The sequence below is a fragment of the Arthrobacter sp. SLBN-100 genome (assembly GCF_006715305.1).
In the GTDB taxonomy this organism is placed as follows: domain Bacteria; phylum Actinomycetota; class Actinomycetes; order Actinomycetales; family Micrococcaceae; genus Arthrobacter.
Window position 1 is genome coordinate 295,424 of record NZ_VFMY01000001.1, and the last position, 14,167, is coordinate 309,590.

Annotated in this window: 9 protein-coding genes and 1 pseudogene; 8 read left to right on the forward strand and 2 right to left on the reverse strand. The window is 60.8% G+C overall.

Annotated features, from left to right (window positions below; all coding sequences use genetic code 11):
* Nucleotides 1–40: 40 nt before the first annotated feature.
* A complete protein-coding gene (locus FBY31_RS01300; RefSeq protein WP_142035939.1) occupies nt 41–2,593 on the reverse strand; it encodes a glycoside hydrolase family 2 TIM barrel-domain containing protein in 2,553 nt (850 codons plus the stop codon).
* Between the two features lie 62 nt (nt 2,594–2,655).
* Nucleotides 2,656–4,029, reverse strand: coding sequence for an MFS transporter (locus FBY31_RS01305; protein ID WP_142035941.1), 1,374 nt, complete (start codon nt 4,027–4,029; stop codon nt 2,656–2,658).
* Between the two features lie 393 nt (nt 4,030–4,422).
* On the opposite strand from FBY31_RS01305, the pseudogene FBY31_RS23725 reads away from it, so the two are divergent.
* The 8 genes and pseudogenes from FBY31_RS23725 to FBY31_RS01345 all read left to right on the forward strand — a co-directional run.
* A pseudogene (locus tag FBY31_RS23725) lies at nt 4,423–4,533 on the forward strand (hypothetical protein); the annotation flags it as partial.
* A 44-nt stretch (nt 4,534–4,577) separates the two neighbouring features.
* A complete protein-coding gene (locus FBY31_RS01315; RefSeq protein ID WP_235012861.1) occupies nt 4,578–5,447 on the forward strand; it encodes a substrate-binding domain-containing protein in 870 nt (289 codons plus the stop codon).
* 713 nt (nt 5,448–6,160) lie between these two features.
* Nucleotides 6,161–7,582, forward strand: coding sequence for an ABC transporter substrate-binding protein (locus FBY31_RS01320; RefSeq protein ID WP_235012862.1), 1,422 nt, complete (start codon nt 6,161–6,163; stop codon nt 7,580–7,582).
* A 111-nt stretch (nt 7,583–7,693) separates the two neighbouring features.
* Complete coding sequence (locus FBY31_RS01325; RefSeq protein WP_142035952.1) at nt 7,694–8,635, forward strand: ABC transporter permease; 942 nt, start codon at nt 7,694–7,696, stop codon at nt 8,633–8,635.
* Nucleotides 8,632–10,431: a dipeptide/oligopeptide/nickel ABC transporter permease/ATP-binding protein gene (locus tag FBY31_RS01330; protein ID WP_142035955.1), complete on the forward strand. Its 1,800-nt coding sequence runs from the start codon at nt 8,632–8,634 to the stop codon at nt 10,429–10,431. The genes FBY31_RS01325 and FBY31_RS01330 overlap by 4 nt, the downstream gene beginning before the upstream one ends.
* Nucleotides 10,428–11,294: an ATP-binding cassette domain-containing protein gene (locus FBY31_RS01335; RefSeq protein ID WP_142035958.1), complete on the forward strand. Its 867-nt coding sequence runs from the start codon at nt 10,428–10,430 to the stop codon at nt 11,292–11,294. The genes FBY31_RS01330 and FBY31_RS01335 overlap by 4 nt, the downstream gene beginning before the upstream one ends.
* 352 nt (nt 11,295–11,646) lie before the next feature.
* On the forward strand, nt 11,647–13,017 hold the full coding sequence (locus tag FBY31_RS01340; RefSeq protein WP_142035961.1) for an MFS transporter: 1,371 nt from the start codon (nt 11,647–11,649) through the stop codon (nt 13,015–13,017).
* Nucleotides 13,018–13,278: 261 nt separating this feature from the next.
* Nucleotides 13,279–14,058, forward strand: a complete 780-nt coding sequence (locus FBY31_RS01345; protein ID WP_142035964.1) for an SDR family NAD(P)-dependent oxidoreductase — start codon at nt 13,279–13,281, stop codon at nt 14,056–14,058.
* Nucleotides 14,059–14,167 lie beyond the last annotated feature (109 nt).

The following is a 14,167-nucleotide window of genomic DNA, read 5'->3' on the forward strand; positions in this document are numbered from 1 at the left end:
TGCGGGGTCGCCACCCCTCCCCAGAAGTCCAGGCCGAAGCTTACGCATCGGTTGCTCCGATCGATACGGATGCTTTTGCACGGAGTTCGTCGCTAGTTTCGGTGATCTGCGTCTCACCTGCCTGATCGGGCAGGATGGTCCCAAGGGCTACGCCGTCGTGAGTGTGACACGGGGATCCTGTGATCGACAGGGTTGCTTCTGCACGGAGCTCGCCGCAAGTTACGCTGATTTGCGCCTCACCCGGCCGATCGGGCCGGATGATCGCAAGGGCGCGTCCGTCCTGCGTGTAACAGGCGGATCCCGTGATTGGTTCGAGGGGGTTCGGTCGGCCGCTGAAAAGGCCTGCCAGGTGGGCGGCACCCCGAACACTCACGCTGACGCTGGCGTCTGCGTCGGTGATGAGCTGACCGTGTTCGTCGCGCAACTCGATCTCAATGAACGCCGCGTCATTCCCGGTGTCCGAGATGCTGGAAGCGGATGGATTCAGCCCGATGCGGGCAGGGCCCGTCGCCGAGGTCAGGATTTCTCGTGAGACCTCGACGCCGGCTTTGTAGGCGATCGCCTCGAGGATGCCGGGTTCGTAAGTGACGTCGAACTCCGCGATAAAAGCCTTGCCTGCACCGATGGGCTGGCGCCCCAGCGAACGACCGTTACACACCAGCTCCACCTCATCGGCGGCGGCATACACATCGACTCGGATCGGGTCTTCGACGTTCACCGACCAGGTCCAGCTGGCTTGCGCGTCAGGCCACGACCATCCGCCGGTCATTGCAGCCCTGCCGTGCAGCTGCGGACGATGCACGGCAATGTACGGTTGGAGGCGCAGCCCGAAGACGATTTCCCGATAATAGGAGATGGCCCGGCGTTGCCCCGTCATATCGAGGTCACCCACCCAGGCGGATATCCACGGGTAGCTTGCTTCGAACTGCATGTCATTGTCATCGAGATAGCGGGTGCGGCCCACGCCTACTTCGCCGAGGTAATCCCATCCAGCCCAGGTGAAGTCGCCGAGCACCTGGGGGTGGGCCTGCACCAACTTCCAGAGAACATCGATGTGGCCAGGGAAGGTTTCGGTACCTACGATGAGCCGGTCGGGGTTGAGATCGGCATCGAGGTCATACCGGCTATCGCCGTAATTGATGCCGGCGACGTCGAGAGCCGAAAAGGGCTCCTCGAGGCGTGCTGAGACGAGTTCGGATGCGCTGATCTGGTTCATCATGTCCCCGGCGCTGCCCATGGCGTCGTTGACTCCGCCCGCCGCGTCGGTGGCCTGGCGCATCATCTGCAGGACATCTTTGAGTGCTGCGACGAATCCGTTTACGCCGTTGGTGATGAATCGTGTCGGGTCGAGATCCCGGACCTTCTCCGCCAGGCGCTGGTTCCATTCAGCTCCTGCAGAGCTGCCGATCTCGGGGATCTCATTTCCGACGGAGTAGAAGATAACGCTGGGGTGATTGCGGTCTTTGAGGACCATCGACTCGAGGTCCCGTTCCCACCATTCCGGGAAGTCCAGGGAGTAGTCGAAGGGGGATTTGCTTTCGGTCCACACGTCGGAGAGCTCGTCCATGACGATCATGCCGAGACGGTCGCACGCCTCGAGCATCGGGATGCTCAGCGGATTGTGTGCACTACGGATCGCGTTGAAGCCGGCGTTCTTCAGAAGCCGCACGCGCCGTTCTTCAGCTGCTGCCACGGCAGCCCCGCCGAGGGGTCCGTTGTCGTGGTGCACGCAAGCACCACGCAGTTTGATCGGGTTATCGTTGATTCGCAACCCATGCTGCGGGTCCAGACGGATCGTGCGGATCCCCAGCGGGACGGTCGTTTCGTCCAGGATCTGGTCTGCGTCGGTGAGGCGCACGCGGACGCTATACAGATACGGGTCCTCGAGCGACCACCGGGTGGGCTCAGGGATGTAGACCCGTGCTCGAGAGATTCCGGTTTTCCCGCTACTGACTGTGGCGGGGCTTTTCCGCTGTGCAACGACCTCGCCGGCGCTGTCGAGGACGGTGACTTCCGTGGTCGCCGTCGCGCGGTGGCGGCGATCATTCGTCAGGCTGACGGCGACGTCGACCACTGCGCGTTCGTCATCGATGTCGCTCGCGTGAGCGTGGACACCGTAGGCGGTGATGCGGTATGGGTCAGTCACGTGCAGGAGGACGTCGCGTGTGATCCCGACGCCGCTGTACCAGCGCGAATCGTCTTGGGCACGGACCTCGACCCGGATGGTGTTCTCCGCGTCGAAGATCAGATGGTCGTCGAGGTGCACGTCGAAGATGGAGTAGCCGTAGGGCCGTTGGCCCGCGTACTCATCGTTGATGTACACGACCGCATCGCGGTAAGCGCCTTGAAACTCCAGTCGAACCGCGCGTCCACGCCATTCTTCAGGTGCGTGGAAGCTTTTGAGGTACTCGAAATTTGCAGACCGAGGGAAGTAAGCCGTCTTGCCGCTGTTTTCTGCCTGGCGCGGCTGGTTGATGAGAGCGTCATGAGGTAGCCGCACCTCTTGGGTGCTGGCGGGGTCTTGGCCGATTTCAGCGAAGATGCTGACCTTCGGGCGGACGGTCCAGTTGTCGTTGAAAAGGGTAGGGGTCACGAAATAGCTCCTAGGAGATCAAAGGCGGGTGCACCGGTACGTGCCCGGTGCACCTCCGAAAGTCAACGGGTCTTGGTCAGCGAGATGCTCACGGTGCTCGGGAGACCTGGCCGCACCGGGAGGATCAATAGGCCGCCGATGACGGCGAATGCGGCTGCGGCGATGTACACCCAGGTGTAGTCACCCCCGAACAGGGCGAGGATCCCCGCCGCCAGGAACGGTCCCACACCCTGCGCCAGCTGATTGGCCAAGTTGAAGATACCCATGAAACGGCCGTTCTGCCCCTGGTCGCTCGGCAAGGTATCCAGGCCGATCGCCTGATCGATCGCGCCGAAGATGCCTACGCCGAAGGTCGCCAGCATGGTGCCGATGAAGAACTGCGGTATCGACGTCATGGTGGCGGTGATGACGAGCCCGGTGGCGAGGATGAAACCTGCGGCGACGATGAATGGCTTGCGACGACCGATCCGGTCAGACAGCGCTCCGCTCAGTAAAGACCCGCCGATTGCGATAACCAAGCCGAGGAGGCCCTGAGTAGCGACCAGTCCACCGATGGCTGCGGAATCCATCTGCAGGCGCGAACTGAGCAGATAGACGGTGTATAGCTGCATGAAGGCCAGCGAGAGGAAGATCAGGCATCGGCTGATCCATACCCAGGCGAAGTTCGGGTGGCGGCGAGGATTGAACCAGAAGCCTTGGGTGAACTGCCGCAACTCGAACCGCGATTTAGTGGCTGGCCCGGACTCGTCCTTCATTCCGATCACGAACGCGAGGCCAAGAACGAATGCAACGGCAGCAGGTGCTGCGAACATGGCCAGGGGAAGCGTTGCGAACACGCTCGCGATCCCGACTCCAACTATGGGGGCAATCTGTGTGACTGCGCCGGTGAATCCGGCTACCTTGCCGCGCTGCTTTGCTGGCAGCTTATCTCCGAGATGGGTGAGGAACATCCCGCCCGCGGCAGTGTATCCGATGAACGCCACAGTCCACGCGGCCACAAGCAAGGGGACTGTTGATGCCAGACCAACAAGAGTCGAACCGGCGAAACCGGTGAGCATTCCGGCCAGCAACCAGGTGCGCCGGCGCCCGAAGCGCAGGCGCGTCCGGTCGCTGAGCACACCGACCAAGGGACCGGTGAACAGGACGATCAAGGAGGGAAGACCCACGGCGAACGCGATTGATGTGTCTCGACCGGCCGGATCGATCTGTCCGATGCGAACCGCGAGTGAGAACGCGCCCGGGGCGATCCAGGCGATGTAGAGAGCGAAATACGCGAAAATCAGGACCGCCAAGTACCCCTTCTTTAGGGGAACAGTGGGCTCGCTGCCAGCAGAGAGTGCGGCACCTTCTGCGGCGACCTCCGCCGAGGATGCAAGTCCTGTCGGCGTGAGGAGGGCACCGGCCTCGGGTGCCGGCGGCTGTGTGCGATCAGGCATATCAACTCCATTGTTGGGGTTTAGTGGTTACCCCGGGCCACTTCAAAACCCGGACTTCACGCTGTCATGAGCAATGCACACGTGGTACTAAGATTATGCACACGTGATAACAACTTGGCTAGTGTTGCGTCCGTCATGCGAAGGTAAACCTCGACCGCCACTCCCGGACGACTTTATGGTGCAGGCTGATGTAGGGGCCCGAGCGGGGTCTGCCGCGCAGCATGAGCCACGTTTCCAACTGACGCACGACCGCTCTGCCCCGCAGACCGGGGAACGTGTGGGGGACCCCGCCTGAAGAGCTAGGACTCACCGTGATCGTCTATTGCGGTCGAGACAAGCTTCAAACTCGCCGTTGGTGCACGTGGACGAGAAGCGAGTGCGAATAGTCATGCAATGTGCACTCGTGAGAAGAGTTTGGTGAGCTACCACTGCCGGCGCCCTTCTACTGCAGCGGACGTAGCGGCCCGAGCGGGGGTGTCACGGGCTACCGTGAGCCACATCTTCAACGGACGTGCGGAGAACTTTGCCCCGCAGGCGCGGAAGCAAGTGTGCCGGAAGCGGCGAAAGAGCTCGATTACCGGCCTTCGCCCGCTGGCCGAAGCCTCGTTCGAGGTCGCGGCGATATCATTGTGGCCTTGGTTCCAAACTCCACGATCGGTGAAAATCAGCAGGATGCCCTGGATCGCCTGACGGTGAACACCGCGGGAATGGGCGGAAACGTCGTGCTGCGCTTCGTCGGCCCGGACTCCGACGAGACAGCGGCGTCAATACTTGCGTTGCGCCCTTTGGCTGTTATCGATCTCGGTGCAGCGCTGTCTACCGCATCACGGGAACGTCTCGCCCAGCAGGGTGTTCCCACGGTTCCCCGCTTGGGCATCGGGGAAAACGACAGCATCCGCTTGGACGTATCGATCAGCCACATGCAAGTCGCCGAGCTGATCCGAACCGGTCCTCGCCGCATCGTCTACGCCTCTCTCCGGGATCGACGTCCCGACCCTTACAGCCCAATGCGATTCGTGGAGATCGAACGTGCCTGCTCGAAAGCGGGCATCATGAAACCGGTCCTCATCGATGTTCCCGTCGACCCTGACGGCGCGTATCAAGCTGTTGCAGGCCTTCTGCAGGAGGGGGGTGTCGTGGGTGTCGCTGCGTACAACGACACCGTTGCGGCAGCGGTCGCACACGTTGCCACTCGCTTGGGTTTATCCATTCCGGATGACGTGAGCATCGTGGGAGTCGACAACACTCCCATCGCGCAACTCCTGACCCCGCGCCTCACCACCATCGATGTGAACATGGATGCTCTGATGGACCGGGCGGTAGAGGATCTTGCGAATGAGCTCAACATCCCGCTCCCCATCATCCCTATCGCCTCAAATGACACGATGCTTCGTCTGGTCCGAGGACAATCGTCCTAAGCGGTTCCCCGATCTCTCTGCAGGCGGCTGCTTCGGCCACTAATCGAGTCTGACTCCCTCGCAGGAGAAGCACGAGAACGAGAATGGGTCGCCCGCCTCTGGGATGGGTCGGCATCAGCAGCGGCATTAGGTCGATGATGCTGGGCGGGCGCGGTCAGCTGCTCCAGGATGGCAGTCACCGTATGCTTCTTTAGCCTTTACCGCCTGGGCCTGCCTTCGGCGTTCGGATAACGGCTGGAAGTGAAGGACCGGGGGTCTTCGAATACCGCAGACTTCAGCGATGTCCGGGATACGGCATCAACCGGGCGGCTTATGTCAGGCGCCAAACCTTGTGCACTCTTTTCTCGATCGCTGGCGACGTGGCGAATCTCACTTTCCTACTGGACGAACCAATCTAGCTGCTGTAATCTACAACTCACTAGACCTAATCTAATGACCACTAGACACCGGTTTGGAATGCCTCGCCCATCCACATGACGGCGGACCTGCCCATGACCCTGCGACCGTTTCAGAAGCCACACCGCCGTGTCGCGCGGTCTGCGCTCTCGAAATCCATATCCATGCACGCAACAAAGGAGTTTTCTGTGCGTAGCAAATTATCTAAGACGCTTGCGACCCGCATTCGGGTCGGGGCTCTTGCAGCTCTCACTGTTTTTGCATTATCGGCATGCTCCGGCCCAAGCGCTGGGTCCCCTGAGCCTGGAAGCCCCAGCGTGAAAAACTTCAGCTTGGCGATCCAGACTCCCATTTCATCGATGGAACCGGCCAACTTGAATGACGGTCAGGCCGCTTACGTCTGGTCCGCGATTTACGACACGCTGCTCTTCGTTGACCACAACGGGGAAGTCCAGCCGAACGGGGCCAAGAAGTGGGAGTATGACCCCGACAAAACCAGGCTTACGTTGGTCATTCGCGACGACATGAAGTTCAGCGACGGTCAGCCCGTCACTGTGGCGGATGTTGTGGCAACGCTTGAGCGGTCCCGCACAGCCAAGGGGCTGCAGGCCCCCGCCCTGAGTGCAGTTGCATCAGTTACGGCGACCGACGACAAGACGGTGGTGCTTCAGCTTTCGCGTCCCGACCCAGTTCTGCTGATTGCACTCTCCCAGGGTGCCGGTGCCATCGCACCGGCAAAGGCCCTTGACAACAAGGACATTGTAGCCAATCCCATTGGTTCGGGACCGTACGTGCTGGATAAAGCCACTGTCCCGGGGAGTTCGTACGTGCTGACGCGTCGGGACGATTATTGGAACCTCGGTGCGTTTCCGTTCCCTAAGCTCACGTTCCGCGTGATTGCTGACCCCACGGCCCAGTTCAACGCGCTTCAGGCTGGCGAGCTGACAGCCGGCCAGCTCCAGCCCCAGCAGGTAGCACCGATGGAGGCCAAGGGCCTTAAGGTCACGCGACTTGCCGGCCAGGCCCACCTCACTATGCTGCTGCTTGACAAGAAGGGAGAGCTCGTACCGGCGTTGGCTGACGAGCGGGTCCGTAAGGCAATCAACATGGCGTTCGACCGTGAAGGGATTGTCAAAGCAATCCTCCAGGGCGCCGGCAAGCCGACAGTGCAGATCTTCAACCCCGATTCCAAGGAGTACAACGAGAAGCTGGAAGGCTATTACAAGTACGACGTGCAGGGAGCCAAAAACCTGCTGGCCGAGGCTGGCTACAAGGACGGCTTCAGCGTGACAATGCCGAGCACGCCCTACTCCACTACCTTCGAGCCGACCGTCACGCAGGCCCTCGGCGATATCGGCATCAAGGTGAGCTGGGAGCCGGTACCTCCCCAGAACACCGGCGCGGCGATCGCGGGCAAGAAATTCCCGATGGTCCTCTACATTGACGCGTTGCCTGCGGCGCAGAAGATGATCGGAACTTACTACGGCCCAAACGCCTACACAAACCCCTTCCGGTACACCGACCCGGAGCTCGAAAAGCTGGTAGCGGCGACAGCGACGGCGGACGAAGCTGAGCGGGTTGAACTTTCCAAAAAAATAGCTGCGTTCGCAACAGAGCACGCACTGAATGCCCCCATCGCCTACATGGGTGGAACCATAGCGACAGATCCTGGGGTGGAGTTCGTCGATCCGAAGTCGGCCATGGGATCCAACGTGCGCCAGTACGAACAAGCGAAATAGATAGTTCCCGTGGTGGGTACCCGGCCTAAGAGCGGGTCGGGTGCCCACACCACTGTCCAGCACTATTCTCCCTCTGGGGTCTATCCCCATCCAGTACCCGAAGGAATCAACATGATCGGTTACGTGGCGCGCCGTCTCGGCGCCGGCCTCGTGCTGGCAGTTCTGATGACGTTTATCACTTACTGGTTGCTGAGCCTGTCGTTCCGGGACATCGTGACGACTAACCTGAGTTCGGCAGCCACCAATGAGTCTGTTGACAGACGATTGGCCGAGCTCGGCTGGGACCTGCCGCTTCCCGTGCAGTACTTCAAGTGGCTCTTCGGAGCGATCAATGGCGACTTCGGTCGCTCGCTCATCACGAGCGAACCGGTGATGAGCGCTGTGCTCACCCGTCTCACGGTGACGCTTTCCGTTGTCCTTGTGGCACTACTCTTCACCGTGACCATCAGCGTGGTACTCGGCGTCTGGGCCGCAGCGCGCGGCGGATTTGCCGACCGTCTCTCACAAGGGCTTTCCCTGATCGGTCACCTGGTTCCGGGCCTCCTGCTCGCGATCGGCCTCGTCTACCTCTTCGCCGTTCAGATGAAACTCCTTCCGGCGGGCGGATACACCCCGTTCGCCGAGGACCCGGTGCGATGGCTTCGCTCCATCACCATCCCAGTCATCGTGCTCGTGATCGGGGGTGCCGCAAACATCACGGCCCAGGTCAGAGGGTCGATGGTCGACGAACTGAGCAGGGACTACGTTCGAACTTTAAGAACGCGAGGAATCCCGGTTCAGTCGGTAGTGCTGAAGCATGCCTTGCGAAATGCATCCGGACCAGCACTCACCGTCCTTTCACTTGAGTTCATCCAGATGCTCGGAGGCGCGCTCATCATCGAAAACGTTTTTGCCCTGCCGGGATATGGCAGCTTCACCTTCATCGCGTCCCTGCAAGGCGACGTTCCCGTAATACTGGGAGTGGCCTTCTTCGGTGTCCTGATGGTAATTGCCATAAATCTGGTTGTAGATCTCATAAATGGCTGGCTCAACCCGAAGGCGAGGATCTATTGAGCTCCGAAACTCCTGTAGAACCGCTCGTCACGCTCGCAGAGCAGCCGACATCCCGGAAACCATCCTGGCGCAGGCTGCTCGAAGACCCGCAGGGCCTCATCACGGTGCTGATCCTGCTGGCGATCATCGTGTTCGGTCTTCTCGCACCCGTCCTGGCCGAGCACGACCCGAACGCCGCTTCGCTTCAAGCAGCGAATGCACCTATGGGGACACCTGATTACCCAATGGGTGCGGACCAAAGCGGCCGCGACATCCTTTCGCGCTTGCTGCACTCCATCAACACCAGCATGATTTCCGCGGTCATCGGTACCGGTGTCGCACTTTTGGTCGGCATCACCTTCGGCCTGGTGGGCGGATACTTCGCCGGCACGCGTAGCGTGACCGAATGGGTATTCAACCTGATCATGACCTTCCCGGGCCTACTCATGCTGATCGTGTTAATGCCCGTCACAAAGGGCGACTTCCGGGCTACAATGCTGATTTTCGGTTTCCTGCTCTCACCTGGCATCTACCGGATCGTGCGCAACCAGGTAATAGGTGTCAGCAGGGAACTCTATGTAGACGCCGCCCGGGTCTCCGGGCTGAAAGACCTCCGCATCCTCGCCCGGCATGTCCTGCCCATCGTCCGAGGACCAGTGATCATCGCGGCCGCGTTCCTGGCAAGCGCATCGATCGGAGTGCAAGCAGGTCTCGCATTCCTTGGCGTCGGCTCCAACTCGGTCCCAAGTTTTGGCTCCATGATTTCCGTCGGATTCACCAATCTCTACATCAGTCCGCTGCAGTTCATATGGCCGAGCTTGGTTCTGGGAATTCTTACTGCCTGCCTGGTGCTGTTCGGTAATGCCCTCCGGGACACCCTGCAGGGTGCGAAGCAGAAGCGCCGCCGGCGCTCAGGTCCAGCCCCTGAGAAAGCAGCCATGACCCCGCCCCGGGACCAGACCGCGACTCTGGCGGAGTCTCCGCTACTCGTCGTCAAGGACCTGGTGATTGCCTATCCATCCCCAACGGGCGAATTGAATGAGGTGGTGCAGGGGGTTTCGTTTTCGGTGAACGCCGGGGAAACACTGGGAGTGGTCGGCGAGTCGGGTTCCGGAAAGACGCAGACTGCCTTTGCTGTCCTGGGTGTGCTGCCGCATGAAGCCGTTATTCTCCGGGGGTCCGTTCGACTTATGGGCCGAGAACTGCTGGGGCTCAATGAACGCGAGCTGCGCAAAATCCGCGGCCGTGACATCGCCTACATCCCGCAGGAACCCATGTCGAACCTCGATCCCTCGTTTACTGTCGGCGCGCAACTGATTGAAGGTATCCGTGCAACGAGCGACGTGAGTGCGGCGGAGGCGGAGAACCGAGCGATGGAACTGCTGGGGCGGGTCGGAATTCGAAACCCTGAGCGAACCTTTGCATCGTATCCGCACCAAATTTCAGGTGGCATGGCTCAGCGTGTACTTATCGCTGGTGCGGTGGCCAGCCGTCCCCGTCTTCTCATCGCAGATGAGCCGACCACCGCACTCGACGTCACGGTGCAGGCCGAAATTCTCGACCTCCTCCGCGATCTGCAACAGGAGCTTGGAATGGCAGTTCTTCTCGTAACACACAATTTCGGCGTGGTCGCCGACATATGTGACCGCGTGTCGGTCATGCGAAATGGAGAAATTGTAGAGACAGGTGACACGGTCGGGTTGTTCCGGTCTCCGAAACACGACTACACCCGCATGCTGCTGAACTCAATTCTTGACGAGAGTGTGGTTCGCCTGGATCCGCCCGTCACGGTGGGCGCGGACGAGGCCCAGCGATGACCGCCCTGCTGCAGGTTGAAAACCTGCGAGTCGAGTTCCCTGGCCGCGGCTTCCGGGCAAAGCCGCTCGAGGTACTTCATGGAGTTTCTCTCGAGATCGCCGCAGGGGAAACACTCGGAGTAGTGGGGGAGTCCGGCTCGGGAAAGACAACAATCGGGCGCTCCGTGCTCGGCCTCGTGAAGCCATCCGGTGGAACGATTGCCTTCGATGGCCAGGACATCACTCACGTCCGCGGTGAGGAACGTCGTCGACTTGCCCGTGACATCCAGGTCGTCTTTCAAGATCCTTACACCTCACTAAACCCCACAATGACAGTGGGCGACATCCTCAGCGAGCCGCTCGTCGTTCAGGGAGCTACGAAGTCTGATGCACGTTCGCGTGTCCGTACCCTGCTCGATCGGGTGGGTCTTCCCGCAAACGCGATCGAGCGGCTGCCGCGGGAATTCAGCGGCGGTCAGCGGCAGCGTGTTGCGATTGCCCGTGCGCTCGCCCCGGAACCGCGCCTTATCGTTTGCGACGAACCGGTCTCCGCGCTGGATCTGTCAACCCAAGCCAAGGTGCTCGACCTGTTGACTGACATCCAGCGGCGCACAGGTGTGGCGTACCTCTTCGTCTCCCACGACCTGGAAGTCGTCAGACACATCAGTCACCGTGTCTCCGTCGTCTACCAAGGGGACATCGTGGAGACCGGTGCTGCCAGGGACATCACGACCCAGCCGGAGCATCCCTACACGCAGCGGCTGCTCCTGGCCTCGCCGGTCGCGGACCCCATACAGCAAGAACGCCGACGGGCCGAGCGGCTCCGGCTGCGTGAACTCCAACGGGAGCAAGACATTCAGGCCGGCGCAGCCCAGCCCATCTGATACACCAGCCATTTCGGCAGGAAAGACGGCACGTCCGGCCTCTACCCTTGCATGGCCGCCGCACTTGACTGGGTTCTTAGGACCGCTGGCGGCTGCACGGTTTTGCGGGGACATGTCGGAAGCCACCATACCGATGCGTCCTCGCATGGCCGGCTTGGCCGCTATGTTGCTCACGCAGATCACAGAAGCAGACGGGGCCGAAGGCTGTGGAGTTTGTCCAAAATATGGGTGCGTACGCAGAAACAGCGCCAGCGTCTTGAGGCAGATTCCGACCTGCGCGGCTCTTGTGGGCCGACTCCGCGTACGACTGAGGCGGGCAAGTTCCTTCGTGGAAAATGAATAAGGGAAGTTCATGGCTGAAAAAGTCGAGGCGAATCCGCAAACAAGCAAGAATGAAAGCTTTAATAAGGATAAATACCGACCTGAGGTTAATGCTGTAGTGCCCGCAGTTCGCACTGCGGATGACGCGGTACATGTGACGGTGCCGGCGCCCGCACAGTCGGTCAGGACTGGCGTCCTCGCGCTGATTGTTCTCGCGACTTTCGGCAGCGGGATGGCTTTGGTCGTGCCAATGGTCTACTCGCTGGCCGTGCGTCTGGAGCAACTTGTGGCAGGCCGGCCTGACATCCTCGGTTACATGCTCGGGGTCGGGTCGGCCGTCACGCTCCTCGTTGCTCCCCTCACCGGAATCCTAAGTGACCGCACTCGCTCCCGCTGGGGACGGCGTCGGCCCTACACTTTCGCCGGTCTCCTGGTCGGGGCTGCAGCGGCCCCGGTAATGGCTATGGCGCCGGATCCGTTGTGGCTGACTTTAGGTTGGGTGTTGTCGGCGGTTGGGTGGGGGACTGCTGCTGGGTCAATTGGAAATTATCAGGCCGACGTGTTGCCGCAACACCAGCGAGGCCGGGTTTCTGGCATGACAACCGTCGTGATGCAGGTTTCTCCCGTCCTCGGCATCCTTCTTGTCGGTCTTGTCCACGGCGACGCCCTGCCTCTGTTCTTGCTCCCTGCCGGGATAGGCGCTGCCCTTGTCATGCTCTTTATAGCATTTGCACCGGAAGCGGACTCCCGTGGGGCAGTGTACTTGGACCGTCTCTCGGTGCGTCGCATACTCGGCAGCTATGCCTTCCGGCCGCGCCGCATGCCCGACTTCGGATGGAACTGGCTCGGCAGGTTCATCTTCTTCCTTGGGCTGACGCTTACCACAAGCTTTTCCACATTTTTCTATGCACAACGGCTCTCTGTGCCGGTCGCGGACGTCGTTGGCTTTATGGCCCTTAGCTCCGGATTGAGCATCATCACCGCAATGCTTGGGTCGCTCGGCGTCGGTTGGCTCAGTGACCGGCTGCAGCGCCGGCGCCTGTTCATCGTCCTCGGCGTGGTCTTTTTTGCGGGAGGTTCAGTTGTCTCCGCACTCGCGTATGACCTGACACTTCTCCTCACAGGCAGCTTGATCTCGTCATTCGGCGTCGCGGTGTTCATCGCGGTCGGTCAAGCGGTGGTACTCGACGTCCTGCCCCACCGTGAGACCCAGGCGGGGCGGTACATGGCGATCACGGGCTTCTCGCAAAAAATTCCCGGGGTGCTTGCTCCTGGGGTGGCACCGCTGCTCCTAACAGTTGGAACGGGTACCGGAAATTATACGGTTCTCTATTTTGTCGCCGCGGCGCTGGCACTTTTTGGCGGGATAGTTATCGCAATGAAGGTTCGCGGCGTGCGGTAAGCACTTCGACAGCCGGTTGAACCGCCCCTGAATTAAGAAGCTGAACCTGACAAAGCGGTTTCACACCCACTCGCACCTCAGACCTACAGCCCGGTTCTTTTTTAGTTGAGCTTAGTCGCCGTCCTCGTGAGCGGGTGGGGGAGAGCCGTTCGTCCGAAGGTATCCCGCCAGCATTCCCCCCCCTTACATAATGACACAGAGTGTCATAAGCTAGTTGGCTTCGGCTCCCGCCGAGTTAACATCACCGTCTGGAAGGACATCATGGGCAACGAAGCCACCTGGTATGAAGCCATCACCACAAACCGATTCGCAGGAAAATCAGTCATCGTCACCGGCGCAGCTTCCGGCATTGGGAAGGCGACCGCGCTACGTATCGCCAAAGAGGGAGGGAGGGTAATCGCCGCGGACATCAGCAAAGAGCGCCTCGACGCTCTGGTGGAAGAGAACAGCGGCCTGGATCTGGTGCCCGTAGCCGGTGACATCTCTACCGAGGAAACTATCGCCGCGGTCATCACTGCTGCCGGTGGGCGGGTGGATGCCCTTGCCAACGTCGCGGGGATCATGGACAACTTCACACCCATCCACGAGGTGGACGACGAACTCTGGGACCGGGTCTTCAGGATCAACGTCACCGCCCTCATGCGCCTCACCCGCGCCGTTGTCCCCCTCATGCTTGAGGCCGGTGCGGGCTCGGTCGTGAACGTCTCCTCCGAGGCCGGCATCCGTGGCTCGGCCGCCGGTGCGGCGTATACGGCCTCCAAGCACGCCGTTGTGGGCCTGACCAAAAACTCCGCCGTGATCTATGGCCCTAAGGGCCTACGTTTCAATGCGGTCGCCCCCGGCCCAACCATTACCGGCATTGTTGCGAACTTCGGGTCCCAGATGGCGGCAGAACGACTCGGCCCGCTCATGCAGGCAAACATCCCCACTCCGGCGACGGCCGCACAGTTGGCTGCGTCTATCACCTTCCTACTCAGCGACGACGGTACCAATATCAATGGTGCCGTCCTCGCCTCCGACGCCGGCTGGTCAGCTCTGTAAAGGCCTTTGACCGGCGACTGATGCAACTACCCGCTGCTGTACACATAGGCGCCTTTACCGATACCGGCGGTTGCTGATCTGCGGTGGGGGGGGAGCCGATGATCTCCCT